Annotated in this window: 26 protein-coding genes and 2 tRNA genes; 15 read left to right on the top strand and 13 right to left on the bottom strand. The window is 67.2% G+C overall.

What is annotated here, in order from left to right; genetic code table 11:
• The first annotated feature begins 27 nt into the window (after positions 1-27).
• Positions 28-1,311 (top strand): sigma-70 family RNA polymerase sigma factor, encoded by a 1,284-nt coding sequence (locus FFS15_RS14360; protein WP_137845727.1) that lies wholly within the window; start codon positions 28-30, stop codon positions 1,309-1,311.
• Here the strand turns inward: FFS15_RS14360 and FFS15_RS14355 are convergent.
• The 9 genes from FFS15_RS14355 to rpmH form a co-directional block, all read right to left on the bottom strand.
• Positions 1,296-2,327: a ParB/RepB/Spo0J family partition protein gene (locus FFS15_RS14355; RefSeq protein ID WP_137845726.1), complete on the bottom strand. Its 1,032-nt coding sequence runs from the start codon at positions 2,325-2,327 to the stop codon at positions 1,296-1,298. The two genes, FFS15_RS14360 and FFS15_RS14355, sit on opposite strands and share 16 nt — an antisense overlap.
• On the bottom strand, positions 2,327-3,262 hold the full coding sequence (locus FFS15_RS14350; protein ID WP_137845725.1) for a ParA family protein: 936 nt from the start codon (positions 3,260-3,262) through the stop codon (positions 2,327-2,329). Before FFS15_RS14350 ends, FFS15_RS14355 begins: the two co-directional genes overlap by 1 nt.
• Positions 3,263-3,892: 630 nt before the next feature.
• Positions 3,893-4,180 (bottom strand): GIY-YIG nuclease family protein, encoded by a 288-nt coding sequence (locus FFS15_RS14345; protein WP_137845724.1) that lies wholly within the window; start codon positions 4,178-4,180, stop codon positions 3,893-3,895.
• Between the two features lie 321 nt (positions 4,181-4,501).
• A complete protein-coding gene (gene rsmG, locus FFS15_RS14340) occupies positions 4,502-5,125 on the bottom strand; it encodes a 16S rRNA (guanine(527)-N(7))-methyltransferase RsmG (RefSeq protein WP_137845723.1) in 624 nt (207 codons plus the stop codon).
• Positions 5,126-5,149: 24 nt separating this feature from the next.
• Positions 5,150-5,671: a R3H domain-containing nucleic acid-binding protein gene (locus FFS15_RS14335; protein ID WP_137845722.1), complete on the bottom strand. Its 522-nt coding sequence runs from the start codon at positions 5,669-5,671 to the stop codon at positions 5,150-5,152.
• Between the two features lie 46 nt (positions 5,672-5,717).
• Positions 5,718-6,815 carry a membrane protein insertase YidC gene (yidC, locus tag FFS15_RS14330; RefSeq protein ID WP_249354077.1) on the bottom strand — a complete coding sequence of 366 codons (1,098 nt, stop codon included), beginning with the start codon at positions 6,813-6,815 and terminating at the stop codon, positions 5,718-5,720.
• A gap of 8 nt (positions 6,816-6,823) precedes the next feature.
• Complete coding sequence (gene yidD, locus FFS15_RS14325; RefSeq protein WP_137845721.1) at positions 6,824-7,180, bottom strand: membrane protein insertion efficiency factor YidD; 357 nt, start codon at positions 7,178-7,180, stop codon at positions 6,824-6,826.
• Complete coding sequence (rnpA, locus tag FFS15_RS14320; RefSeq protein ID WP_137845720.1) at positions 7,177-7,515, bottom strand: ribonuclease P protein component; 339 nt, start codon at positions 7,513-7,515, stop codon at positions 7,177-7,179. Before rnpA ends, yidD begins: the two co-directional genes overlap by 4 nt.
• A gap of 10 nt (positions 7,516-7,525) precedes the next feature.
• Positions 7,526-7,663, bottom strand: a complete 138-nt coding sequence (rpmH, locus tag FFS15_RS14315) for a 50S ribosomal protein L34 (protein ID WP_036304730.1) — start codon at positions 7,661-7,663, stop codon at positions 7,526-7,528.
• 310 nt (positions 7,664-7,973) lie between these two features.
• Between rpmH and dnaA the strand changes: the two genes are divergently transcribed.
• From dnaA to FFS15_RS14280, 7 genes are all read left to right on the top strand, one after another.
• Complete coding sequence (gene dnaA / locus FFS15_RS14310) at positions 7,974-9,449, top strand: chromosomal replication initiator protein DnaA (RefSeq protein WP_137845719.1); 1,476 nt, start codon at positions 7,974-7,976, stop codon at positions 9,447-9,449.
• Positions 9,450-9,878: 429 nt separating this feature from the next.
• Entirely contained in the window at positions 9,879-11,027 is a 1,149-nt protein-coding gene (gene dnaN / locus FFS15_RS14305; RefSeq protein WP_137845718.1) for a DNA polymerase III subunit beta, read from the top strand.
• 84 nt (positions 11,028-11,111) lie between these two features.
• Positions 11,112-12,269 carry a DNA replication/repair protein RecF gene (gene recF, locus FFS15_RS14300; RefSeq protein WP_137845717.1) on the top strand — a complete coding sequence of 386 codons (1,158 nt, stop codon included), beginning with the start codon at positions 11,112-11,114 and terminating at the stop codon, positions 12,267-12,269.
• Entirely contained in the window at positions 12,262-12,786 is a 525-nt protein-coding gene (locus FFS15_RS14295; RefSeq protein ID WP_137845716.1) for a DciA family protein, read from the top strand. The genes recF and FFS15_RS14295 overlap by 8 nt, the downstream gene beginning before the upstream one ends.
• Before the next feature lie 122 nt (positions 12,787-12,908).
• On the top strand, positions 12,909-14,948 hold the full coding sequence (gyrB, locus tag FFS15_RS14290) for a DNA topoisomerase (ATP-hydrolyzing) subunit B (RefSeq protein ID WP_137845715.1): 2,040 nt from the start codon (positions 12,909-12,911) through the stop codon (positions 14,946-14,948).
• A gap of 58 nt (positions 14,949-15,006) precedes the next feature.
• Entirely contained in the window at positions 15,007-17,583 is a 2,577-nt protein-coding gene (gene gyrA, locus FFS15_RS14285) for a DNA gyrase subunit A (RefSeq protein WP_137845714.1), read from the top strand.
• Complete coding sequence (locus tag FFS15_RS14280) at positions 17,580-17,984, top strand: DUF3566 domain-containing protein (RefSeq protein WP_137845713.1); 405 nt, start codon at positions 17,580-17,582, stop codon at positions 17,982-17,984. Before gyrA ends, FFS15_RS14280 begins: the two co-directional genes overlap by 4 nt.
• Before the next feature lie 3 nt (positions 17,985-17,987).
• Here the strand turns inward: FFS15_RS14280 and FFS15_RS14275 are convergent, their stop codons facing one another.
• Complete coding sequence (locus tag FFS15_RS14275; protein WP_137845712.1) at positions 17,988-18,695, bottom strand: VIT family protein; 708 nt, start codon at positions 18,693-18,695, stop codon at positions 17,988-17,990.
• 85 nt (positions 18,696-18,780) lie between these two features.
• Between FFS15_RS14275 and FFS15_RS14270 the strand changes: the two genes are divergently transcribed.
• The 3 genes from FFS15_RS14270 (at position 18,781) to FFS15_RS14260 (ending at position 19,439) form a co-directional block, all read left to right on the top strand.
• Positions 18,781-18,854, top strand: a tRNA-Ile gene (locus FFS15_RS14270).
• Positions 18,855-18,866: 12 nt separating this feature from the next.
• Positions 18,867-18,939 (top strand) — tRNA-Ala (locus FFS15_RS14265).
• 74 nt (positions 18,940-19,013) lie between these two features.
• Positions 19,014-19,439 (top strand): NUDIX domain-containing protein, encoded by a 426-nt coding sequence (locus FFS15_RS14260; protein WP_137845711.1) that lies wholly within the window; start codon positions 19,014-19,016, stop codon positions 19,437-19,439.
• 15 nt (positions 19,440-19,454) lie between these two features.
• On the opposite strand, the gene FFS15_RS14255 is transcribed toward FFS15_RS14260, so the two are convergent.
• Complete coding sequence (locus FFS15_RS14255; protein WP_137845710.1) at positions 19,455-19,928, bottom strand: YbaK/EbsC family protein; 474 nt, start codon at positions 19,926-19,928, stop codon at positions 19,455-19,457.
• Positions 19,921-20,508, bottom strand: coding sequence for a DNA helicase (locus tag FFS15_RS14250; protein ID WP_137845709.1), 588 nt, complete (start codon positions 20,506-20,508; stop codon positions 19,921-19,923). Before FFS15_RS14250 ends, FFS15_RS14255 begins: the two co-directional genes overlap by 8 nt.
• A gap of 96 nt (positions 20,509-20,604) precedes the next feature.
• On the opposite strand from FFS15_RS14250, the gene FFS15_RS14245 reads away from it, so the two are divergent.
• Together FFS15_RS14245 and FFS15_RS14240 are read left to right on the top strand one after the other, a co-directional pair.
• Positions 20,605-21,177: a peptidylprolyl isomerase gene (locus tag FFS15_RS14245; protein WP_137845708.1), complete on the top strand. Its 573-nt coding sequence runs from the start codon at positions 20,605-20,607 to the stop codon at positions 21,175-21,177.
• A gap of 13 nt (positions 21,178-21,190) precedes the next feature.
• Positions 21,191-22,081: a rhomboid family intramembrane serine protease gene (locus FFS15_RS14240; protein WP_171013211.1), complete on the top strand. Its 891-nt coding sequence runs from the start codon at positions 21,191-21,193 to the stop codon at positions 22,079-22,081.
• A 133-nt stretch (positions 22,082-22,214) separates the two neighbouring features.
• Here the strand turns inward: FFS15_RS14240 and FFS15_RS14235 are convergent, their stop codons facing one another.
• Positions 22,215-22,448: a cell division protein CrgA gene (locus FFS15_RS14235; protein WP_137845706.1), complete on the bottom strand. Its 234-nt coding sequence runs from the start codon at positions 22,446-22,448 to the stop codon at positions 22,215-22,217.
• Between the two features lie 54 nt (positions 22,449-22,502).
• Here FFS15_RS14235 and FFS15_RS14230 point away from each other — a divergent pair, with 54 nt between their 5' ends.
• Both FFS15_RS14230 and FFS15_RS14225 read left to right on the top strand, forming a co-directional pair.
• The gene (locus FFS15_RS14230; RefSeq protein ID WP_249354075.1) at positions 22,503-23,315 is read left to right on the top strand and encodes a class E sortase; all 813 of its coding nucleotides are present in this window, start codon (positions 22,503-22,505) and stop codon (positions 23,313-23,315) included.
• Positions 23,315-23,470 carry a DUF4175 domain-containing protein gene (locus FFS15_RS14225; protein WP_137845705.1) on the top strand — a complete coding sequence of 52 codons (156 nt, stop codon included), beginning with the start codon at positions 23,315-23,317 and terminating at the stop codon, positions 23,468-23,470. The genes FFS15_RS14230 and FFS15_RS14225 overlap by 1 nt, the downstream gene beginning before the upstream one ends.
• Positions 23,471-23,476: the final 6 nt, after the last annotated feature.

The raw sequence follows: 23,476 nt of genomic DNA, 5'->3' as shown, positions 1-23,476 counted from the left end.
GCACACGCGCGCGCCGGAGCGCGACGCGTGACGGGTGTCGAGGACCACGCCCGGCGCGCCGTCGAGGCGGTGTGGCGCGGCGAATCCGCACGCATCGTCGCCGCGCTCGTGCGTCACACCGGCGACTTCGCGTGGGCCGAGGATCTCGCGCAGGAGGCACTGCTCGAGGCGCTGTCCCGGTGGCCGGCCGGCGGCATCCCCGACACTCCGGGGGCCTGGCTGCTCACCGTCGCCAAGCGGCGCGCCGTCGACGGGTGGCGTCGTCGCGAGCGGCTCGCGCAGCGCGAGCCGCTGCTCGCCGTCGATGTGCGCCACGACGAAGAGCGCGACGCGGTTCCCGACCTCGGCGATCCCGATCGCATCGACGACGACGTGCTGAGGCTCGTCTTCGTCGCGTGCCATCCGGTGCTGCCGGCGCAGGCGCGGCTCGCGCTCACCCTCCGCACGGTCGCGGGGCTCACCACCGAGCAGATCGCGCAGGTGCTGCTGATGACCGTGCCGACGGTGCAGCAGCGGATCGTCCGTGCGAAGCGGACGCTCGCGGATGCCGCCGTGCCCTTCGACGTGCCTGATCGCGGCGAGCGGCCGGCCCGGCTCGCCAGCGTGCTGCAGGTGATCTATCTGCTCTTCACCGAGGGCTACTCGGCCTCGGGCGGCGATGCGGCCGTTCGCGTGGACGTCGCGCGTGAGGCGGTGCGGCTCGCGCGTCAGTTGAGAGCGGTCATGCCCCGCGAGCCCGAGGTGCACGCACTCATCGCCCTCATGGAGTTCTCGTCGTCACGCTTCGCCGCGCGCGTCGATGCGCGCGGTCTGCCGCTCACCCTCGCCGAGCAGGATCGCCGTCGGTGGGATCGTTCGGCGATCGCACGTGGTCTCGAGTCACGACGGCGAGCGGATGCTGCGGACCGCGGCCTCGGGTACTACGGGCTGCAGGCGGCGATAGCCGAGTGCCACGCAGTCGCGCCGACGTTAGCGGAGACCGACTGGGAGCGGATCGTGCGGCTGTATGACGCTCTCGAGACACTCGCGCCGTCGCCGGTGGTGCGTCTCAACCGCGCCGTGGCGGTGTCGATGACGGCGGGGCCGGAGGCGGCGCTGGCGATCGTAGAGGATCTGGCCGCGGAGCTCGGCACGTTCCGCCCGTGGTGGGCGGTGCGGGCCGAGCTTCTGGAGCGGATCGGGGAGACGGATGCCGCGACCGAGGGGTTCCTGCGGGCAGCGGAGCTTCCGGGCAACGATGCTGAGGCGACAGTGCTGCGACGTCGGGCTCGTGCGCTGGGCTCAGACGGTCGGGGTCAGAGCGAGCCGTAGCCCGTCTCGCCGATCTCTTCGAGTATGCGATTCAGATCCTGGATGCTCGCGAAATCAATGCTGATCTGGCCTTTTCGTGCCGTCAGTGCGATGCGGACGCGCGTGTTGAGCCGGTCTCCGAGCCGCTCGGCGACCTCGTCGAGGTGCGCGCGACGGGCCCCGGCCTGGGGCTTGGAGCGGGACGGACCGGCATCGGGAAGCTTGGCTGCCGCCTCGGCGGCGCGTACGGAGAGGTCTTCGTTCACGATCTTGTCGGCTAGACGCTGCATCGCCTCGGGGCCTTCGAGCGACAGGATCGCGCGGGCGTGGCCGGCGCTGAGGACGCCCGCTGCGACCCGTTGCTGCACCGGCATGGGCAGCTTCAGGAGGCGAATGGTGTTGCTGATCTGCGGACGCGACCGGCCGATGCGCGATGCGAGCTCTTCCTGCGTGATGCCGAAGTCCTCGAGGAGCTGCTGGTAGGCCGAGGCCTCTTCGAGGGGGTTGAGTTCGGAGCGGTGGAGGTTCTCGAGCAGAGCATCGCGGAGAAGGTGCTCGTCCGACGTGTCGCGGACGACAGCCGGAATCGAGGTGAGGCCGGCCTCGCGAGCCGCGCGCGTGCGGCGCTCGCCCATGATGAGCTCGTACGTGCCGTCCTCGGTCGCCCGCACGACGACGGGCTGGAGCACACCGAACTCCCGCACGCTGTGGACGAGCTCGGCGAGATCCTCGGAGTCGAAGTGGGTGCGGGGCTGCCGCGGGTTCGGCACGATCTCGTGCGGATCGATGTGCACGAGGCGTGCGCCGGGAACGGCGAGGAGCTTCTCGGTGGAGTCGGCGGTCTCCGTGCCGTTGGTGTCTGCGGTGGCTGCGGGCGCAGCATCCGTCGACGCTTCGTCGGTGGAGTCGCCGGGGCCCGTCGTGTCGCCCGTGGGGGCCGCCCGGGGGAAGAAGACGTCCGAGGGACGATCCTCGACTGCTTCGCTCGTGGGGATGAGGGCCCCGATCCCCCGGCCGAGTCCTGTGCGCTTGGCCATCAGGATGCTCCTTCTTCGCTGTTCGGTGCGATGTCACGACGGATCATCTCGACGGCCGCCTCGCGATATGCGATCGCTCCGGCCGATTGCCCATCGTAGGCGATGACGGTCTGCCCGAAGCTCGGCGCCTCCGACACGCGCACGGATCGCGGGATGACGGTCTGGAACACCTCTTTCGGGAAGTGCTCGCGCACCTCGTCGGCCACCTGCTGCGCGAGGCGCGTGCGGCCGTCGTACATCGTCAGCAGGATCGACGAGAGCAACAGGCGTGGGTTGAGGTGCTTCTGAATCATCCGCACGGTTCCAAGCAGCTGACTGAGGCCTTCGAGCGCGTAGTACTCGCACTGGATGGGGATGAGCAACTCGCTCGCGGCGGTGAACGCGTTGATCGTGAGCAGTCCGAGTGACGGCGGGCAGTCGATGAGGACGAAGTCGATCCGCTCGTCGACCGTCGCGAGGTATTCCTCGAGCGCTGTGCGCAGCCGGTGCTCGCGGGCGACCTGCGAGACGAGCTCGATCTCGGCGCCGGCCAGATGGATGGTGCTCGGTGCACACAACAGGTTCGGCGACTCGGGGCTCGTCTGGATGATGTCGGCGAGCGGGAACTCGTCGATGAGGACGTCGTAGACGCTCGGAGTCTCTGCGGTGTGCGGCACGCCGAGGGCGGTGGAGGCGTTTCCCTGCGGATCGAGATCGATCACGAGTACGCGGGCATCGACAGCCGCGAGCGCGGCGGCGATGTTCACGGTGGTGGTCGTCTTGCCGACTCCACCCTTCTGGTTCGAGACCGTCAGCACGCGTGTCCGGCCGGAGAGCTGGATGTCGCTGCTCTCGAGCGCACGTCGTCGAGCGGAAAGATCGGCGATTTCGCGGGCGAGAGGGGTGTCTTCGAACGAGAAGGATGCTTCGGCGTCCGCCTCGTCGGGCTGTTTCACGTGAAACACTCTCCCTTTCGCGTGCCTTCGAACAACGCCCTCCACTCTATCCCGCCCTCCCCCTCCCGCTTTGCTCTCTCGCTCTCAACCGGCGGTCGGGGAGCGAGCGAAGCCCGCGTATCGAGACCCGGCACCCATCGCACGTGATCTCGATACACCCGGGCTTCGCTCGGGCACTCGATCACCGGGAGCCCACATTCCGGTGGTCGAGTAGCGCAGCGTATCGAGACCACGACGTTTCACGTGAAACATCGCCCGGGTGGAGATCTCGATACACCGTGGCTTCGCTCGAGAACCGGTGGTCGAGTAGCGCGCGAAGCCCGCGTATCGAGACCCGGTACGTATGCACCCGGTGGTCGAGTAGCGCGCGAAGCCCGCGTATCGAGACCAGGCACCCATCGCACGTGATCTCGATACACCCGGGCTTCGCTCGGGCACTCGATCACCGGGAGCCCACATTCCGGTGGTCGAGTAGCGCGCGAAGCCCGCGTATCGAGAACCGGTACCCATCGCACGTGATCTCGATACACCCGGGCTTCGCTCCGGCACTCGATCACCGGGAGCCCACATTCCGGTGGTCGAGTAGCGCAGCGTATCGAGACCCACGACGTTTCACGTGAAACATCAGGCTCAGCCCATCGGGAAGCTCTTCTTACTCAGCCCGGCCAGCCTCTCCTGCTGGTCCTTGACCAAGGCCAGTCGCTTGGCGCGACCCCACTTCTGCACCTGCTTCTCGCGGCCAAATGCGTCCGCGACCCGCTCGTACTCCTCGAAGTAGAGCAGTCGCACCGGAAGCCGCGTTCGCGTGTAGTTCGAACCTTCCCCCTCCTGGTGCTGCTCGAGTCGCCGATCGAGGTTGAGTGTGCTGCCGACGTAGAGTGATCGGTCCGAGCATTCAAGGATGTACATGTACGCCATGGCGACCATCGTCGACGGATGGCATGGCGAGCACAGGCCATGCGGATCCATCTGTGAACAAGCAGTGTGAACCGCGAACTGGGGAGGAACAGACACTCGAGTTGTTTCACGTGAAACATCGCGGGTCTCGATGCGCGGGCTTCGCTCGCTACTCGACCACCGGAGCCGTGAACTGCGCTGATACCGGTGATCGAGTGCCGGCGCGAAGCCCCGGTGTATCGAGATCACGCCAGGCCGATGTTTCACGTGAAACATCATGGGATTCGATACGCTGCGCTACTCGACCACCGGGCCGGGCGTATCGAGATCACCGCCGCAGGGTCAGCGAACCGTCGCTCGCACCACCCGCGAGGGCTCGTCCAGCACGCCCTCGCCGACGACCTCGACGCGCGCGTTCGTCACGCGGAACTTGCGCAGCTGCTTCTCGGCGGCCTCGATCTCGCCTACGGCACCGGCGCCCTTCAGCAGGATCAGCTCACCGCCGTCGCGCACCAGGGGAGCCGTCAGTGGCACGAGCGTCCGCAATGCACTCACCGCGCGTGCGGTCACGGCATCCAGGACCGGTCCGCGCTTCCAGTCCTCGGCACGCGCACGCACCACCTCGACGTTGTCGAGCCCGAGCGATTCCGCCTGCTCCGACAACCAGGCGACCCGGCGCTCCATCGGCTCGATGAGCACCCACTCGACGTCTGGCCGTGCAATCGCGAGCACCAGTCCCGGCAGACCGGCTCCTGAACCGATGTCACCCACGCGTCCTGAGAAGAGAGGAGCGATCACCGCACTGTTCAGGATGTGGCGGCTCCACAGCCGCGGCGGCTCGAGCGGACCGATCAGTCCACGCTCCTCACCGTGCTCGCCGAGAGCGGCGGCGAAGCGCCGGGCCATCTCGATGCGGTCACCGAAGATCACCGCTGCTGCGGCCGGTTCAGACTCGATCTCGATCATCGATGTTTCACGTGAAACACGGCATCAGCCGCGACGGATCACCGTGTGGCGGTCTGCGCCCTCGCCGTACGACTCCGACACGAACCCGCGATCCGACACGATGTCATGGACGAGCTTGCGCTCGTAGCTCGACATCGCCGGCAGCGAGGCCTGCGATGCACCCTCCTCGAGGCGCACGATCGCACGGTCGACGAGAGTCGCGAGCTGCTGCTGACGCGTCTCGCGCGAACCGCCCACGTCGAGGATCAGCCGCGAGAAGCGGCCGGTGCTGGTCTGCACGGCGATGCGAGTGAGCTCCTGCAGTGCCTGCACGGTGTCAGGGTCGGCGATCAGCGCCACCGAGCCGCCCTCAGGCGCTTCGACCGAGACATACGCACGGCCGGAGCGCACATCCAGGTCGAGATCACCGTCGATGTCGGCGATGTCGAGCAGACCCTCGAGGAAGTCCGCCGCGACGTCGCCCTCCTGCTCGAGCTGCTCGACGGTTGCAGGCTCGCGCTCGGCGCGCACGTCATCGACCGGGGCGATATCGGGAGTCGTGGTCATGGTGTCCTCAGAAATGCGGTTGCGACGAAAGGTCGAATGGGGGTGATCAGGATGCCGCGCCGGCGGAACCTGCAGTACCGGCCGGCCCATCGGGCACATCACCGGTCTTCGGAGCGCTCGATCCGGGCTGAGCCGCGGGCTTCTGCCCCTGCTTCTTCGCCCGCTGCTTCCCGACAGGCTGCTGACGCTTGGGTGCCGTCGCCTTCGCGCGCTCGACCTCTTCATACAGGCGCTGCTGCTCGGCGAGGTACTTCTCCATCGGCACGACCTTGCCCTGTGCGTCGAGTGCCTTGCCCTTGCGTGCGAGACGCTCCTCGCGCGCCTTGGCCGCGTCCGAACCCGGGGTCGGCATCTCGCGGATGACGAGGAACTGCTGGCCCATCGTCCACAGGTTCGACACGAACCAGTAGATGACGACGCCGAGCGGGAAGAAGACGCCCGAGAAGACGAAGGCGAAGGGCAGGACGTAGAGCATGATCTTCTGCATCTGGTACGCCTGGCCGGTCTTGGCCTCGGGGGAGAGATTCTTCGAGATGATCTGCAGCTGCGTGAAGAACTGCGATGCGATCATCAGCACGACGAGGGTCGCGAGGATCGCGATCGCCGCGGTGTTGTTGGTGTTGACCGCGTCGATGAGGGTCTCATGAAGCGACGCGACGCCGAAGAGCTTCGCGTTGTAGAACTCCGCCGTGAGCTCGGCATTGAGCAGGCCCACACCGCCGATGCCGGCGTCGTAGTGCTTGGTGACGTCGTTGAGCACACTGAACAGGGCGAAGAAGATCGGCATCTGCACGAGCAGCGGCAGGCAGCTCGAGACGGGCGTGGTGCCGTGCTTCTTGTACAGCGCCATCGTCTCGCGGCTCATGGCCTCACGAGAGAGCTGATCGCGCTTTCCCTTGTATTTCTCCTGAACTTTCCGCAGTTCAGGGGCAATTTCCATCATCTTGCGCTGGCTCTTGATCTGCTTGACGAAGAGCGGGATCAGGGCCGAGCGAACGACGATCACGAGCCCGACGATCGAGAGCACCCACGTGATGCCGTCCGCCGGCGGGAGGCCGATCGCCGTGAAAACCCAGTGCCATGCGACGAGCACGGCCTCGACCGCCCATTTGAGCGGCCAGAGGATGATTCCGATGAGATCCATGAGGCGGATCAGTCCTTTCCAGTGGGGACGGGCACCACGTACCCATGGCGGGTGAGTGCGTGCCGGAAGCTCTTGTGCGGCGGAACGTCGTCGACACCGCCGACGGCCCAGGGGTGACAGCGCGCCAGGCGAGCTGCGGTGAGGGCGACGCCCTTGACGGCCCCGTGCTGCTGCACCGCGCCGACGGCGTAGGCCGAGCACGACGGATAGTACTTGCAGACGTCGCCGTACGTGTGAGAGATGGTGGCGCGATAGCCGTGCAGGAGCGCCAGCGCGGCATTGCGGGGGAGCAGGGGCACGGCGCGGAGGGAATCGGATGCCGCGAACTGCGCGTCACCGAGCGCGTACGCAGGCAGGACGCTCATGCGGCCGCCCGTCGCTCGAGGCAGCGCACGACCTCATCGCGGAGGTCGCCGTACGAGGCGGTCGCGGCGCTCGGCAGGGCGCGGATCACGATCTCGTTGCCGGGTCGGACCGACCCGAGGGCTTCGGAGCAGACGGCTTTGAGCCGCCTGCGCACGGTATTGCGCACGACGGCCCCGCCGACCTGCTTGCTGACGATGAACCCGAACCGCACCGGTCCGTCGTTCTCCGCGGGGTTCACGTACGTGACCGTGTGCGCACCGGCGCACCGGCGGCCCCGACGGACGACGGCCTTGTACTCCGCTCCGCGGGTGAGTCGGTTCGGCCTCGCCAGCACCGCTCGGGGGTCAGGCCGAGAGCTCGGTGCGGCCCTTGCCGCGACGAGCCGAGAGGATGGCGCGGCCGGCGCGGGTGCGCATGCGGGCACGGAAGCCGTGCTTCTTGGCGCGACGGCGGTTGTTGGGCTGGAAGGTGCGCTTGCTCATGGGATCACTTCCGGATCATCAGGTGTCACCGGGACTCTGAGACCGGGGACGCTCGTACAAAGGGACTGCCTCGAGGGCATAAGTCAACCGATTTAGAGTACGCCGCCCTTCCTGAGAACTCAAACTGAGCGGCGGGTCCGGGCATTATGCAGCGACCTCGCCCGTGACCCTGGCAATGACACGCGGGCCGGTTCTACAGTGGAGTTTGCTCCCGGCCCGACTGCTGACTAGCGTGTCTCCGGCAGTTATCCACAGGCTCGGTGAGAAGATTCCGCGGCTACCGGTGGAGTCATCAACACCCGGGGGGGCCATGTCACCGCACGAGATTCCAGATGTACCGGTCTGGACAGCCGTGCTCGACGAGCTCACCGACGACGACCGCATCACGCCGCAGCTGCAGGGATTCCTGAGCCTTGCCGTGCCGCAGGGCGTCATGGGCGGCACGCTCTATCTCGACGTGCCGAACGATCTCACGGCCGCGCAGTTCACCAAGCGCATGCGCGCGCCGATCATGGAGGCTCTCGCCCGTGTCGGCACGGGCGACCCGTCGGGCGCGTCGACGTTTCGCGTCGTGGTGAACCCGGACCTCGCCGACGTACATCTGACCGCCCCCATCCCGATCCAGCAGTCCGGAACCGCGCCGTCGAGCACCGCAACCCCGGCGCGTTCGCAGTCGGGGCTCGGTCAGCCGAGCTCCATGCCTCGGTCGCCGATCGAGGAGATCCCGGATGCCGCATCCTCGGCATCCCGCAGCGATACGCGGCTCAACCCGAAGTACACGTTCGACAACTTCGTCATCGGGCAGTCCAACCGCTTCGCCCATGCCGCGGCGGTCGCCGTGGCCGAGGCGCCGGCGAAGGCGTACAACCCCCTCTTCATCTACGGCGATTCCGGTCTCGGCAAGACGCACCTCCTCCATGCCATCGGCGACTACGCGATGAGCCTGTACTCAGGCATCCGCGTGCGATACGTCTCGAGCGAGGAGTTCACGAACGACTTCATCAACTCGATCGCCAACAACCGCGGGTCCGCCTTCCAGGCGCGGTACCGCGATGTCGACATCCTGCTGATCGACGACATCCAATTCCTGCAGGGTCGCGCCGAGACGCAGGAGGCGTTCTTCCACACCTTCAACACCCTCCACGATCACGACAAACAGGTCGTGATCACGAGCGATGTGCCGCCGAAGCACCTGACGGGCTTCGAAGACCGCATGCGCAGTCGGTTCGAATGGGGCCTGATCACCGACGTCCAGGCTCCCGACCTCGAGACACGTATCGCGATCCTCCGCAAGAAGGCCCAGTCCGAGCGCCTCCACATCCCCGACGAGGTGCTCGAGTACATCGCGACCGTCGTCTCGTCGAACATCCGCGAGCTCGAAGGCGCGCTCATCCGCGTCTCGGCGTTCGCGAGCCTCAACCGCTCGACGCTCGACATGTCGCTCGCCCAGACGGTGCTGCGCGACATCGTCGATCAAGACGACGCGAACGTCATCTCGCCGACCGACATCATCACGGCGACCGCCGCGTATTTCAAGCTCACGGTCGACGATCTTTACGGCTCGAGCCGTTCGCAGTCGGTCGCCACTGCTCGCCAGATCGCGATGTATCTGTGTCGTGAGCGCACGAGCCTGTCGCTTCCGAAGATCGGCCAGCTCTTCGGGAATCGCGACCACACGACCGTCATGTACGCGTACAAGAAGATCAGCGACCTGATGAAAGAGCGCCGCTCGATCTACAACCAGGTCTCCGAGATCACCGCGCAGCTCGGCCGCAACGGCCGCTGATCGCTCGCGGCGTCATATGCCGCAGAAAGTCCTTGACAGTCATAGGTGCGAGGGCCATTATTACCGTTCTTCACAGTGTGGATAACCTGTGGATAACTCGCCAACCCTGCGGACACGCTGTGAGCGGAGAAGCCCTGTCTGTGGATGACCGTGGAAAGTCGGAGACCGGGGGGCGGGGCATCCCGAATCGTTTCCGCAGCCGCTCCACAACTCACACGCGTGTGGTTTCCCTGTGCCGTCTGGCATCGCTCGAGTTATCCACAGTTTCCACAGGCGTTAACACCATGACAGAGAGAGATTGATGAAAGCCCGGCCGATCACCTTGACGGTGGACAAGTGTGGAAATCCTCTCCGGCGATACCCGGCACTCGGATCAGGCCGACGTGGCACTAGCATGAGAAAGCCCAACCCGCAGTCGAGGGAGCATTCGTGAAGTTCCACGTCAATCGCGATGTGTTCAGCGAAGCCGTGTCGTTCGTCGTCAAGCTCCTGCCGCAGCGCAATCCGCAGCCGATCCTCGCGGGTGTGCTGATCGAGGCATCCGCCGACGGTCTGTCGCTCGCAGCCTTCGACTACGAGGCATCGGCCCGCACGACGATCGAGGCGACCGTCGACGAGCCGGGCACGATCCTCGTCCACGGCCGGCTGCTCTCCGAGATCGCGAGCCGCCTGCCCAACGCACCGATCCAGGTCGTGGTCGACGAGGACGGCGGCATCGTCCTCACGTGCGGCTCTGCGCGGTTCACCCTCGCGTCGATGCCGGTGCAGGAGTATCCGGCGATCCCCGAGGTCACCGGCGACTCGGGCCTTGTGCCGGCCGAAGACTTCGGCACCGCCATCGCCCAGGTCGCCTTCGCCGCATCGCGCGACGACGTCACCCCCGTGCTCACCGGCGTGCAGCTCGAGGTGTCGGGCACCACCCTCAGCCTCGTCGCGACGGACCGCTATCGGGTCGCGCTCCGCGAGATCCCGTGGGACGGCGGCACACAGACCTCCGACGAGCCGACCACCGCGCTCGTGCCGGCGCGCACCCTCACCGAGGTCGGCAAGACCTTCGCGCACGGCGGCGACATCTCGATCGCGTTCTCCGGTTCCGGCGATCGCGAGATCATCGCCTTCACCGCCGGCAACAAGACGGTCACGTCGCTGCTCATCAAGGGCAACTTTCCGCCGGTGCGGCGACTCTTCCCAGAGGCCACCGAGCATCACGCGGTCGTCAACACCGCCGAGCTCGCCGAGGCGGTGCGTCGCGTCTCGCTCGTGCTCGACCGCTCGGCGCCGCTGCGGTTCACCTTCACGACCGACAGCGTGTCGATGGACGCGTCGGGCACCGAACAGGCGCGCGCGTCTGAATCGGTCGACGCGAATCTCGTCGGCGAGGACGTGACCCTCGGCCTCAATCCGCAGTATCTGCTCGAGTCGCTGAGCGCGGTCAAGAGCGAGTTCGCGCGCATCACCTTCACCTCGAGCGACAACGCGAACAAGCTGAGCCCCGTGCTCATCACGCCGCAGACCTCGGTCGACAAGGCGGGCGACACCTTCCGGTATCTCCTGCAGCCGAACCTGCTGCTGCGTTGACGTGGTTCGGGTCAATGCGAGCGAAGCCCGCGTAGATCCTCCACCCCCGCGACGCCTGTCCGTCGGTCGAACTAGGCTGACCCGGTGATCGTGGAGCAGCTGAGTCTCGTCGACTTCCGCAACTATGCGGTCGCCGACCTCTCGCTGGTCGCAGGTCCGAACGTCTTCGTCGGGCGAAACGGCCAGGGCAAGACGAATCTCGCCGAGGCGATCGCCTTCCTCGCCACCCTCGGCTCGCATCGGGCCTCCAACGATGCGCCGATGGTGCGAGACGGAGCGGATGCCGCGATCATCCGTGCCCGGCTCGCGCACGGCGAGCGGCGGGTGCTCCTCGAGGCGCAGGTGAACAGGCAGGGTTCGAACAAGGCGCGCGTCAACGGTGCACCGGTCAAGCCCGCCGAGCTTCCGCGCTACGCGCAGGTGGTGCTCTTCGCCCCCGAAGACCTGCAGATCGTTCGCGGCGATCCATCTGCCCGCCGCCGCTTCGCCGATCAGCTGCTCGTGCAGCGCTCGCCTCGCATGGCCGGAGTGCTCGCCGACTACGACCGCGTGCTCAAGCAGCGCACCGCACTGCTGAAATCTGCCCGCGCCCGCGGCATCCGTGCCGAGGGCCTGTCGACCCTCGATGTGTGGGACGACAAGCTCGTCGACCTCGGATCACAGCTGATCCGCGCACGCCTCGCCCTCGCGCAGGATCTCGCGGGGCCGCTCGCGGCCGCGTACGCCGCGATCGCGGGCGCCGATCATCGGCCCGAGGTCGCCTGGGCGCTCTCGATCGCGGGCGGTGATCCGGAGGAGGACACGGATGCCGCAACCCGAGCCGCGTCCGGGCGAGAGGTGAACGACCTCTTCCGCGTTGCACTCACAGCCCGCCGTTCGGCCGAACTCGATCGAGGCCTCACACTCGTCGGGCCCCACCGCGATGATCTGCTGCTCCGCATCCGCGATCTTCCGGTCAAGGGCTACGCGTCGCACGGCGAGTCGTGGTCTGTCGCGCTCTCGCTGCGGTTGGCCTCGGCCGAGCTTCTGCGCGCCGACTCCGCTCTCGGCGACCCGGTGCTGATCCTCGACGACGTCTTCGCCGAGCTCGACGCCGAGCGCCGCGGCCGGCTCGCCGAGCTCGCCGGCGGCTACGAGCAGGTGGTCGTGACGGCCGCTGTCGAAGAAGACGTGCCCGATCGCCTGCGCGCGCGCATCGTGCGCGTCGAGGCCGGCCGGATCCTGGCGGAGACGGATGCCTGAGCCCGACGAGCAGGCCGAGCCGGCGGCATCCACCTCTCCCCGTCTTCCCGAGACCATCGCGACATACCTGCGGCTGCGCGGTCTCGCTCCCTCCGCGCGCGGCTACCGTCGTCGCCGCCACAAGCGCACCGAAGACGACGACAACATCCCGTTCGCGCCCGGCCGCGACCCCCGCGGTATGGGCGACGTGCTCGCCGATCTCACGCGGACCGCCGGCTGGGACCGCGAACTGGCGCGCGAAGACGTCGTCCGAGCGTGGGCCGAAGTGGCAGGCGACGACACCGCCCGGCACACCCGACCGGTCGCCTTCTCGGAGGGGACGCTCACGGTTCAGGCCGATTCGACGGCATGGGCCAAGCAGCTCCAGCTGATGCGTGCGCACATCCTCTCGGAGATCGTCCTCCGCTTCCCCGACGCAGGGGTCCAAGTGATCCGCTTCATCGGGCCGGACGTTCCCTCGTGGAAATGGGGTCCGAGGACCATCCCAGGGCGTGGCCCGCGCGATACCTACGGCTGAGTGACCTCCGTTACTCTCCGAAGCGTTTTTCTGGCCTCACAGAGGCGCAGAACCCCCGCAATGGGGGCTGTCCTTGATAGACTGTCAGCGCTGCCGCCGAACGATTTGGAGCGCTCTCACTTATGACGTCTGCGAACCCCGAAAACGTTCCCGAGGAACCTCGATCGACCCCCGCTGAGAAGGCTCCTCACGAATACGGGGCAGACGAGATCCAAGTTCTCGAAGGTCTCGAGGCGGTGCGCAAGCGCCCCGGCATGTACATCGGCTCGACCGGTGCCCGCGGACTCCACCACCTCGTGCAGGAGATCGTCGACAATTCCGTCGACGAGGCGCTCGCCGGCTACTGCGACACGATCGACGTCACGATCCTTCAAGACGGCGGCGTCCGCGTCGTCGACAACGGGCGAGGCATCCCGGTCGACATGCACCGCAGCGAGGGCAAGTCCACCGTCGAGGTCGTCCTCACGGTTCTCCACGCCGGCGGCAAGTTCGGCGGCGGCGGGTACGCGGTCTCGGGCGGCCTCCACGGTGTCGGCTCCTCTGTCGTGAACGCGCTCTCGACGCGCCTCGAGGTCGAGGTCAAGCGGCAGGGCCACGTGTGGCGCCAGTCGTATCGCGACGGCGGGCAGCCGCTCGCGCCCCTCGCCCAGGCCGAGGCCAGCGACGAGACCGGAACCACGATCACGTTCTGGCCCGACGCCTCGATCTTCGACACCGTCGACTTCGACTACGACACGCTGCGCACCCGCTTCCAGCAGATGGCGTTCCTCAACAAGGGCCTCCGCATCAACCTGAGCGACGAGCGCCCCGAGGGCCTCGTCGAGAGTGCGACGCCCGCGGACGGCGTCGAGCCGACGGCGCGCCACGACAGCTTCCTCTACGAGCGCGGCCTCGTCGACTACGTCGAGCACCTCAACAAGGTGCGTCACGCCGACGTCGTCAACGACGAGATCATCGACTTCGAGTCCGAAGACACCGAGCGCAAGATCGCGCTCGAGCTCGCGATGCAGTGGACGACGAGCTACACCGAGAACGTCTTCACCTATGCCAACACGATCAACACGCACGAGGGCGGCACTCACGAAGAGGGCTTCCGTGCGGCGCTGACCACCCTCGTCAACAAGTACGCCCGCGCGAACAACCTGCTCAAAGAGAAGGACGACAACCTCTCGGGGGAAGACGTCCGCGAAGGCCTCACCGCGGTGATCTCGGTGAAGCTCTCCGAGCCGCAGTTCGAGGGCCAGACCAAGACCAAGCTCGGGAACACCGAGGCGAAGGCGTTCGTGCAGAAGGTCGTCGGCGATCGGCTCGGCGACTGGTTCGACCGCAACCCGGTGCAGGCGAAGAATGTCGTCCGCAAGGCGATCGATGCGGCCACCGCGCGGCTCGCCGCGCGCAAGGCGCGTGAGACGGCGCGACGCAAGAGCGTGTTCGAGTCGGCCGCGATGCCCGACAAGCTCAAGGACTGCGCGTCGAAAGACCCGTCGATCAGCGAGATCTTCCTCGTGGAGGGCGACTCGGCCGGCGGCTCGGCGGTGTCGGGTCGCGACCCGCACACCCAGGCGATCCTGGCCCTTCGCGGCAAGATCCTCAACGTCGAGCGCGCACGCCTCGACAAGGCTCTGGCCAACAAAGAGGTCCAGGCGATGATCCAGGCCTTCGGCACGGGCATCGGTGAGGACTTCGCGATCGAGAAGGCGCGCTATCACAAGATCGTCTTGATGGCGGATGCCGATGTCGACGGTCAGCACATCACGACGCTGCTGCTGACGATGCTGTTCCGCTACATGCGCGGGCTCATCGAGGCCGGGTTCGTCTACCTCGCGATGCCGCCGCTGTATCGTCTGAAGTGGTCGAACTCGCCGCACGAGTACGTGTATTCCGACAAGGAGCGCGACGGACTCCTCGCGCACGGCCTCGCATCGGGCAAGCGGATCCCGAAGGACTCCGGCATCCAGCGCTACAAAGGCCTCGGTGAGATGAACGCCAAGGAGCTGTGGGAGACCACGATGGATCACCGCACCCGGACGCTGCGTCAGGTCACGATCGACGACGCGGCCGCAGCCGACGAGATCTTCTCAGTGCTGATGGGCGAAGACGTCGAGTCGCGGCGCACGTTCATCCAGCGCAACGCCAAAGACGTTCGCTTCCTCGACATCTGAAACTCCCCGCGCCGTCCGTCGCTTCGGCTGACGAACAGGCGCCGATGAAAGAAGACCAATGACTGACGACGAGCGCCCGGACCCCGCGGCCGAGCACGAGCACGGCCGGATCGACCAGGTCGATCTGCAGCTGGAGATGCAGCGCAGCTATCTCGACTACGCGATGGCGGTCATCATCGGCCGTGCGCTGCCCGATGTTCGCGACGGACTCAAGCCCGTCCACCGCCGTGTGATCTACGGCATGTACGACGGCGGGTTCCGCCCCGACAAGTCGTTCTCGAAGTGCGCGCGCATCGTCGGCGAGGTGATGGGCCAGTATCACCCGCACGGTGACACCGCGATCTACGACGCGCTCGTGCGCCTCGTGCAGCCGTGGTCGCTGCGGTATCCGCTCGCCCTCGGACAGGGAAACTTCGGCTCACCCGGAAACATGGGCGCGGCCGCCCCGCGGTACACCGAGACCAAGATGGCTCCGCTCGCGCTCGAGATGGTGCGGGACATCGAAGAGGAGACCGTCGACTTCCACGACAACTACGACGGTCAGACGCAGGAGCCCTCGGTGCTCCCGGCGCGCTTCCCGAACCTGCTCGTCAACGGATCGGTCGGTATCGCCGTCGGCATGGCGACCAACATCCCGCCGCACAACCTGCGCGAGGTCGCCTCCGGCGCGCTGTGGGCACTCGAGAACCCCGATGCCACGCGCGAAGAGCTGCTCGAGGCGCTCATGGAGCGCATCCCCGGCCCCGATTTCCCCACCGGCGCCCAGATCCTGGGCACGAAGGGCATCCGCGAGGCCTATCGCACCGGCCGCGGCTCGATCACGATGCGAGCCGTCGTCTCGATCGAAGAGCTCCAGGGCCGCACGTGCCTGGTGATCACAGAGCTGCCGTACCAGGTGAACCCCGACAACCTGGCCGTCAAGATCGGCGACCTCGCCCGAGACGGCAAGATCACCGGCATCGCCGACATCCGCGACGAGACGAGCGACCGCACGGGTCAGCGACTCATCGTGGTGCTCAAGCGCGACGCTGTCGCCAAGGTCGTGCTCAACAACCTGTACAAGCACACCCAGCTGCAGGAGAACTTCGGCGCGAACATGCTCGCGATCGTCGACAACGTGCCGCGGACGCTCTCGCTCGACGGCTTCATCTCACTGTGGGTCGACCACCAGGTCGAGGTCATCGTCCGTCGGACGACGTATCGCCTGCGCAAAGCCGAAGAGCGCATGCACATCCTGCGCGGCTACCTCAAGGCGCTCGACGCGCTCGACGAGGTCATCGCGCTGATCCGCCGATCGCCCACCGTGCAGGAGGCGAACGAGGGACTGCAGAAGCTCCTCGAGATCGACGACATCCAGGCCCAGGCCATCCTCGACATGCAGCTGCGTCGCCTTGCGGCGCTCGAGCGGCAGAAGATCATCGACGAGGCGGCCGAGCTCGAGGCGCGCATCGCCGACTACCAGGCGATCCTCGCCGACCCCATCCGTCAGCGCTCGATCATCCGCGACGAGCTCACCGCGATCGTCGACCGCTTCGGCGACGACCGCCGAACGCACATCCTGCCCGGGTTCGACGGCGACATGTCGGTGGAAGACCTCATCCCCGAAGAGGAGATGGTCATCACCGTCACTCGCGACGGCTACATCAAGCGCACGCGCAGCGACAATTACCGTCAGCAGCACCGCGGCGGCAAGGGCGTCAAGGGAGCACAACTGCGTGCCGACGACCTCGTCGAGCACTTCTTCGTGACCACGACGCACCACTGGCTGCTGTTCTTCACGAACAAGGGTCGCGTCTACCGCTCGAAGGCGTATGACCTGCCCGAGGCCGGCCGCGACGCCAAGGGTCAGCACATCGCGAACTTCCTCGCGCTGCAGCCCGACGAGGAGATCGCCCAGATCCTCGACATCCGCGATTACGGCGTGGCCACCTACCTCGTGCTCGCCACTCGCGGCGGTCTCGTGAAGAAGACGCGCCTCGTCGACTACGACACCAACCGTCAGGGCGGGGTCATCGCGATCCGGCTTCGCGAAGAGGACGAGGTGGTCAGCGCTCTCCTCGTCGACGAGGGCGATGACATCCTGCTCATCAGCCGGCACGGTATGTCGCTGCGGTTCACCGCCACCGACGACGCCCTCCGTCCGATGGGTCGATCGACCGAAGGCGTGAAGGGCATGTCGTTCCGGGATGCCGACAGCCTGCTTTCGGCATCCCTCGCCACGGGAGACGGCTACGTGTTCGTCGTCACCGAAGGCGGCTACGCCAAGCGCACCGCGGTCGACCAGTACCGCACCCAGAGCCGTGGCGGACTGGGTATCAAGGTGGCCCGCCTCAACGACGATCGGGGCGATCTCGCGGGCGGTCTGATGGTCAGCGAGGACGACGAGGTCTTGGTGGTTCTTGCCAGCGGCAAGGTGGTACGCTCTGCCGTGGCCGAGGTGCCCGCCAAGGGCAGAGACACCATGGGTGTCGTTTTCGCCCGCGCCGCCGGCGACGATCGAATCATCGCGATCGCACGGAACGGCGAGCGGGGCCTCGTCGCAACCGAAGAGGCCGCCGATCCCGAATCGGCCGCGGAGCCGGCCCCCGGGTCCGAGGCCTCTCCCGAGATCCCCGAAGAGAGTACTGACGCATGAGCACCGTAGCCGACAAGCTCGCGAAGAAATCCAGCCACAAGACCACCGCCAAGCAGGTCCGCCTGCGCCTGGTCTACATCGACTTCTGGTCGGCCGTGAAGCTGTCCTTCCTCGCGGCGATCGCCATCGCGATCGTGACCGTCGTGGCGTTCGTGATGGTCTTCTTCGTCGTCCAGGCGACAGGCACGATCGAAACGGTCGACGGGTTCGTCGGCAGCATCTCCGACGGCAGCATCCTGATTTCCGAGTTCATCAGTCTTCCGCAGGTGCTGGCCTTCTCGGCGATCGTGGCGATCCTGAACCTCGTGGTGGTCACGGTGCTCGGCGCCGTCATGGCCGGAATCTACAACCTCGCGGTGAAGGTCACCGGCGGCCTGCTGGTCGGCTTCACCTCGAACTGACCCTCACACCACGGTCGTCCCCAGCAGCGACCCGATCAGCCACGTGACGGCGAGGGCCAGCGCCCCGCCCACCACGAGGCGCAGTGCGGCACGGCCCTTCGGCGCATCGCCGAGGTGTGCCGAAAGCGTTCCCGTCAGCGCGAGGGCGGCGATGACCGCGATGAAGGTCACCGGCACCCGCCACTCCGGCGGTGGCAGCAGGATCGCCAGCAGCGGCAGCAGTGCTCCCAGCGTGAAGGCGATCGCCGACGACAGCGCTGCGTGCCAGGGGTTCACGAGATCGTCGCGATCGATGTGCAGCTCGACCTCGAGATGCGCCGCGAGCGCGTCGTGGGCCGTGAGCTCCTTCGCGACCTGCCGCGCCGTCTCGTCGGTGAGTCCACGCTCGCGGTACAGGCGCGTGAGCTCGTCGAGCTCTTCCTCGGGCAGCTCCTGCAGCTCGCGCGTCTCCTTGGCGATGAGCGCGCGCTCGGTGTCGCGCTGGCTGCTCACCGACACGTACTCGCCGAGCGCCATCGAGATCGCGCCGCCGACGAGGCCCGCGACACCCGCGACGAAGAGTGGTCCGGTCTCTGTCGAGACCCCGGCGACGCCCACCACAAGGGCGGCGACCGAGACGATTCCGTCGTTCGCGCCCAGCACGCCGGCGCGCAGCCAATTGAGCCGTTGACCGAGCCCCGGCCGGTGTGCTTCTCCTGCGTGACCTTCCACGCGCTCAGTCAACCAGCCGATTCGTGAAAACGGCGGACGTCGGGTAAAGTCTTGGAGGTTGACGGCGAGAGATCGCCGCCACAGCGGGGCTATAGCTCAGGCGGTTAGAGCGCTTCACTGATAATGAAGAGGTCCCAGGTTCAAGTCCTGGTAGCCCCACTTTTCAGCCCCGGGGCCTTAGCTCAGTTGGTAGAGCGCCTGCTTTGCAAGCAGGATGTCAGGAGTTCGAATCTCCTAGGCTCCACAGCGAGAAGAGCCGGTCCACAGGACCGGCTCTTCGCATCTCCGGCACCTGACGACCGCCCGATAGGGTGAAGCATGGATCTGCGCGTGGCGGCGTACGCCGTCATCATCGACGCCCAAGAGCGCATGCTCCTCGCCCACTGGAACGAGGGTCGCCGCGCTGCATGGACGCTTCCCGGGGGTGGCCTCGAGCCGGGGGAAGACCCCGAGCGGGCGGTGCGCCGCGAGGTGCGGGAGGAGACGGGCTACAAGGTCGCCGTCGACGGGCTGCTCGGCATCCACTCCCGCGTGATCCCGCCGGGCCGGCGGCTCACGCCCGACGCCGTCGATCCGCTCCACACCCTGCGCATCGTCTACCGCGCGCACATCACGGGCGGGCGCCTGCGCCCCGAGGTCGACGGGACCACCGACCTCGCCGACTGGTTCGATCTCGCCGGTGTTCGCTCGCTGCAGCGCGTCAAGCTCGTCGACATCGCGCTCGGCATGGCGCGCGACGCCTGAATCGAGCGGATGCCGCTACCCGAGCTGCTGCGAGATGTCGGCGACCGTCGCGCCGTACGCTGCGATCAGGTCGTCGGCCTCGACGAACAGGCTGTAGCCGTGCGCGCCTGCGCCCATCGCGATGCGCGTGCCGACGATCTGCTCGTCGGCGTAGATCGGCCACTCGGTGGAGCTCCCGATCGGCACGATGGTGCCTCGCTCATACCCCGTCGCTGCCAAAGCGCGCTCGGGGTCGGGGAGCTGGAGCTTGTTCACCCCGACCACCGCGCGGAGCTTCGGCCACGAGATCGCGCGATCGCCGGGGATGAGCGCGAACAGGTAGGTGTCGTCCGCTCGCTTGACCACGAGGGTCTTCACGATCCCCGCGGGGTCGATGCCGAGCAGCGCCGCAGCCTCCGGCAGACTGTTCGCCACCGGTCGCTCGCGCAGCTCGACGTCGAGACCTCGAGCGGATGCCGCCTGTCTGACCCGGTCGAGCGGATCAGGCATCCGGCGCGCGCAGCGGGTCGTCCGCCACCCACAGCTCGTCGTCGGCGCGGAGCGTCTGCCACGCCGCGTAGAGGACGCCGAGAGCCGCGGCCACCCCGAGGATGATCGCGATCACGCCGCCGGCGCCGATGCCCTGCTTCGGGGCGGGCTCGAGCGACCCGAGCTTGGCCGCGAGCTTCTTCGCGGCATCCTTCGAGTACTTGTCGGTGAGCTTGCCGTACTTCGCCGAATCCGGGAGCGCGATCCCCTGACCGGAAGCGAGGCGCTCGCGCGTCTCGTTGGCGGCATCCCATACCGACAGCGCCGAGCCGACGACGGCACCGGCCGCGGGGACCACGCGGTCCTCGAGAAGCTGCTTCGAAACGCGCCTCGTGCGGTCGACATGGGGCGCGGCGTACCGGTCGTAGCCCGACTGGACACCGGGCAGAACCTGCTCGCGGTGGAAGTGGCCGAGCTGTTTGCCGGCCTCTCGGGCGACCGCGGCCGCCTCACTCACCAGCACCTGCTGCGACTCCCACAGGTTGTTGGCCTGCGTCTGAAGCTTGCGGAGTTCCTTCTTGCGCTTGCGGCTGAGGCTCACGGTGCCCTCCCAATCGGACGGGGATCTGGTTCACCCATCTTGCCAGACAGGGCCGCACGCGGGAGAGGTTGTACAGAACTCTGGAAGAATGGCAGAATGCCGCTTCACACAGCCGTCGCCACCTTCCACACCAACTACGGCGACATCGTCGTCAACCTCTTCGGCGACCACGCCCCTCGTACCGTCCAGAACTTCATCGGCCTCGCCGACGGCACCGGATCGTGGACGAACCCCGCCACCGGCAAGCCGGGCGAGGGTCCCCTCTACAAGGACGTCGTCTTCCACCGCATCATCGCGGGCTTCATGATCCAGGGCGGCGACCCGCTCGGTCAGGGTGTCGGCGGACCCGGCTACAACTTCGACGACGAGATCAGCCCCGAACTGACCTTCACCGCGCCGTACAAGCTCGCGATGGCCAACGCCGGACTCCGCCGCAACGCGATCACGGGCAAGGCCGAAGGCACCAACGGCTCGCAGTTCTTCATCACCGTCCCCGGCCAGGGTGGCCGCGGTCCCGAGTGGCTGCAGGGCAAGCACACGATCTTCGGCGAGGTCGCCGATGACGCCTCGAAGGCCGTCGTCGACACGATCAGCGACGTGCCGACCGCTGCCGGCGACCGCCCCCTCGAGCCGGTCGTGCTGCAGTCGGTCGACATCGTCGCGGTCTAGGCATCCCGCCTTCGTGACCACCGACCAGTTCCGTCGCAACAGCGACAACTTCTGCTACCGGCATCCCGACCGGCAGAGTTTCGTGCTCTGCCAGCGATGCCTGCGCACCATCTGCCCCGAGTGCCAGACCCAGGCGCCCGTGGGAGTGGTGTGCCCGGAGTGCCTGCGCGCACAGCAGCAGGCGGCGACGCCTGCGCAGCGCAAGGCGGAACGGCGGTGGTCACGACCCCGCGCCCTCGTCGCGTACGACGGCCGCCCGGTCGTGACCTATGCGATCGTCGGGATCACCGCGTTCTCCTACCTGCTCGGTCTCATCCCTGGGCTCGGTCGCATCATCGAGAACGCGCTGCTGTTCTGGGCGCCGCTGATCTACCCCGGTATGAGCGGATCGTTCGAGCCGTGGCGCCTGTTCACGGTGGCGCTCGTCCACTCGAGCTTCTGGCACGTCGGCCTCAATATGCTCGCGCTCTGGATGATCGGGCGGAGCCTCGAGCCGCTGCTCGGGCGCGGGCGGTTCCTCACCCTCTACCTGCTCAGCACACTGGGCGGCTCGGTCGCGGTGACGCTGTTGTCGTTCGGCACGCCCGTCGTCGGCGCGTCGGGCGCGATCTTCGGACTCTTCGGCGCGCTGCTCGTGATCGGCCGCCACCTCGGGGCGAACGTCGCCGGAATCGCGATCGTGCTCGGCATCAACCTGGTGATCGGGTTCATCCCCGGCTTCAACGTGTCGTGGCAGGCGCACGTCGGCGGGCTCGTCGTCGGTGCCCTCGTCGGCTTGATCTACGCCCGAACCCGCGGGACCCGCCAGCGGAACCTGCAGGTCTGGCTGCTGGTCGCGGTCGGGGCGGGCCTGGTCGGGCTGCTGTTCGTGCCGGTGCTGCTGCCCCAGTTCGTCCTCGGCTGACTTATCCACAGGTTCATCCACAGCTGGGGATGAATGACACTCGTGTAATTCACACCTGTTAACAACCCTGTTAACAACTCCCGGGAACACGAAAGCCCCGGTGGACCGGGGCTTTCGGAAGGTGGGATGCCGGCTACCGCCAGCGCGTGGTCATGAGGAAGCCGATGAAGGCGATGCCGAAGCCGATCACGAGGTTCCACGGACCGATGTCGGGGATCGGGTACGCCATGTTGCTCAGGTAGAAGACGAGTACCCAGACCAGCCCGACGAGCATCAGACCGATCATGATCGGCTTGAACCAAACGGGGTTGGGTGCGGCTTCACCCTCTGCGCGCTCGATGAGCGTGTCGTCGTCCTTGCGTGCCATTCCGACAGTCTAACTGCCAGCCGGGCCACAGCCTGCGCTGACTAGACTCCCCCTGTGGATGAAGCGCTGGCAGGGGACGCCGGGCGCGCGACCTCTCGTCGCGATGCTCGCGCCGAACCGCGTCCGCAGCCGCGTCCGCGCCACCGCACGTCCGTCGTCGGCGTCATCGGCGAGGTGCTCATCACGGCCGGAGTCATCACGCTCCTCTATGTGGTGTGGCAGCTCTGGATCGGCGACATGATCTACGGCGCCGAGCGGAATGCAACCGGCCAGGAGCTCTCGCAGACGTGGGCGCAGGAGTACGTCCCGCCCGCCGACGCTCCCGTCGAGCCCGCCCCGGGCGAAGCGCCCGTGACCGCCGAGCCGATCATCCTCCCCGAGCCGGCCGACGCCGAGGAGTTCGGTGTCATGCACATCCCGCGCTTCGGCTCGGAGTACGCGGTTCCGATGGCGGGGGGCGTCACGCGCGCACGGACCCTGGATCCCATCGGCATCGGGCACTATCCGGGAACGAGCATGCCGGGCGAACCGGGCAACTTCGCCGTCGCCGCGCACCGGACCACGTGGGGGAAGCCCTTCAACCGCATCGCCGAGCTCCAGGTCGGCGACGCCATCGTCGTCGAGACCGAAGGCGGCTGGTACACGTACCGCTTCCGCACGCTCGAGTACGTCACGCCCGATCAGGTGGAAGTGCTGCTTCCGGTGCCGCAGGCCCTGGATGTTCCTGCCGGGACCGCGTACATGACCATGACGAGCTGCAGTCCGATGTACTCGCTCGCGGAGCGCATCGTCGCTTACAGCGTGTTCGAGTCGTTCACACCTCGGTCGGCGGGCGAGCCGGCCTCGCTCACCGGGACGGTGGTGTGATGTACGCGGGGCTCTGGCGCATCCTTCCCGGCCCGTGGTGGCTGCGCGCGATCATCCTCCTCGTGCTCGTCGCGGCGGTTCTCTACGGACTCCTCTTCTACGTGTTTCCGTGGGTGAGCCAGTTCGTCAACCCGCAGGAAGTCACCGTCACGTGACCGCGG

Source organism: Microbacterium sp. 2FI (assembly GCF_005502885.1).
Classification (GTDB): Bacteria; Actinomycetota; Actinomycetes; order Actinomycetales; family Microbacteriaceae; genus Microbacterium.
This window is presented reverse-complemented; position numbering and strand designations above follow the sequence as displayed.

Excerpts from the sequence above, each read along its gene's own strand:
- gyrB (WP_137845715.1), top strand. The coding sequence starts at position 12,909 with ATGACGTCTGCGAACCCCGAAAACGTTCCCGAGGAACCTCGATCGACC.
- yidD (WP_137845721.1), bottom strand. The coding sequence starts at position 7,180 with ATGAGCGTCCTGCCTGCGTACGCGCTCGGTGACGCGCAGTTCGCGGCA.
- FFS15_RS14280 (WP_137845713.1), top strand. The coding sequence starts at position 17,580 with ATGAGCACCGTAGCCGACAAGCTCGCGAAGAAATCCAGCCACAAGACC.
- FFS15_RS14225 (WP_137845705.1), top strand. The coding sequence starts at position 23,315 with ATGTACGCGGGGCTCTGGCGCATCCTTCCCGGCCCGTGGTGGCTGCGC.
- FFS15_RS14295 (WP_137845716.1), top strand. The coding sequence starts at position 12,262 with ATGCCTGAGCCCGACGAGCAGGCCGAGCCGGCGGCATCCACCTCTCCC.
- FFS15_RS14335 (WP_137845722.1), bottom strand. The coding sequence starts at position 5,671 with ATGACCACGACTCCCGATATCGCCCCGGTCGATGACGTGCGCGCCGAG.
- dnaA (WP_137845719.1), top strand. The coding sequence starts at position 7,974 with ATGTCACCGCACGAGATTCCAGATGTACCGGTCTGGACAGCCGTGCTC.
- gyrA (WP_137845714.1), top strand. The coding sequence starts at position 15,007 with ATGACTGACGACGAGCGCCCGGACCCCGCGGCCGAGCACGAGCACGGC.
- yidC (WP_249354077.1), bottom strand. The coding sequence starts at position 6,815 with ATGGATCTCATCGGAATCATCCTCTGGCCGCTCAAATGGGCGGTCGAG.
- FFS15_RS14245 (WP_137845708.1), top strand. The coding sequence starts at position 20,605 with ATGCCGCTTCACACAGCCGTCGCCACCTTCCACACCAACTACGGCGAC.
- FFS15_RS14355 (WP_137845726.1), bottom strand. The coding sequence starts at position 2,327 with ATGGCCAAGCGCACAGGACTCGGCCGGGGGATCGGGGCCCTCATCCCC.
- FFS15_RS14235 (WP_137845706.1), bottom strand. The coding sequence starts at position 22,448 with ATGGCACGCAAGGACGACGACACGCTCATCGAGCGCGCAGAGGGTGAA.
- FFS15_RS14255 (WP_137845710.1), bottom strand. The coding sequence starts at position 19,928 with ATGCCTGATCCGCTCGACCGGGTCAGACAGGCGGCATCCGCTCGAGGT.
- FFS15_RS14260 (WP_137845711.1), top strand. The coding sequence starts at position 19,014 with ATGGATCTGCGCGTGGCGGCGTACGCCGTCATCATCGACGCCCAAGAG.
- rpmH (WP_036304730.1), bottom strand. The coding sequence starts at position 7,663 with ATGAGCAAGCGCACCTTCCAGCCCAACAACCGCCGTCGCGCCAAGAAG.
- FFS15_RS14345 (WP_137845724.1), bottom strand. The coding sequence starts at position 4,180 with ATGGCGTACATGTACATCCTTGAATGCTCGGACCGATCACTCTACGTC.
- rsmG (WP_137845723.1), bottom strand. The coding sequence starts at position 5,125 with ATGATCGAGATCGAGTCTGAACCGGCCGCAGCAGCGGTGATCTTCGGT.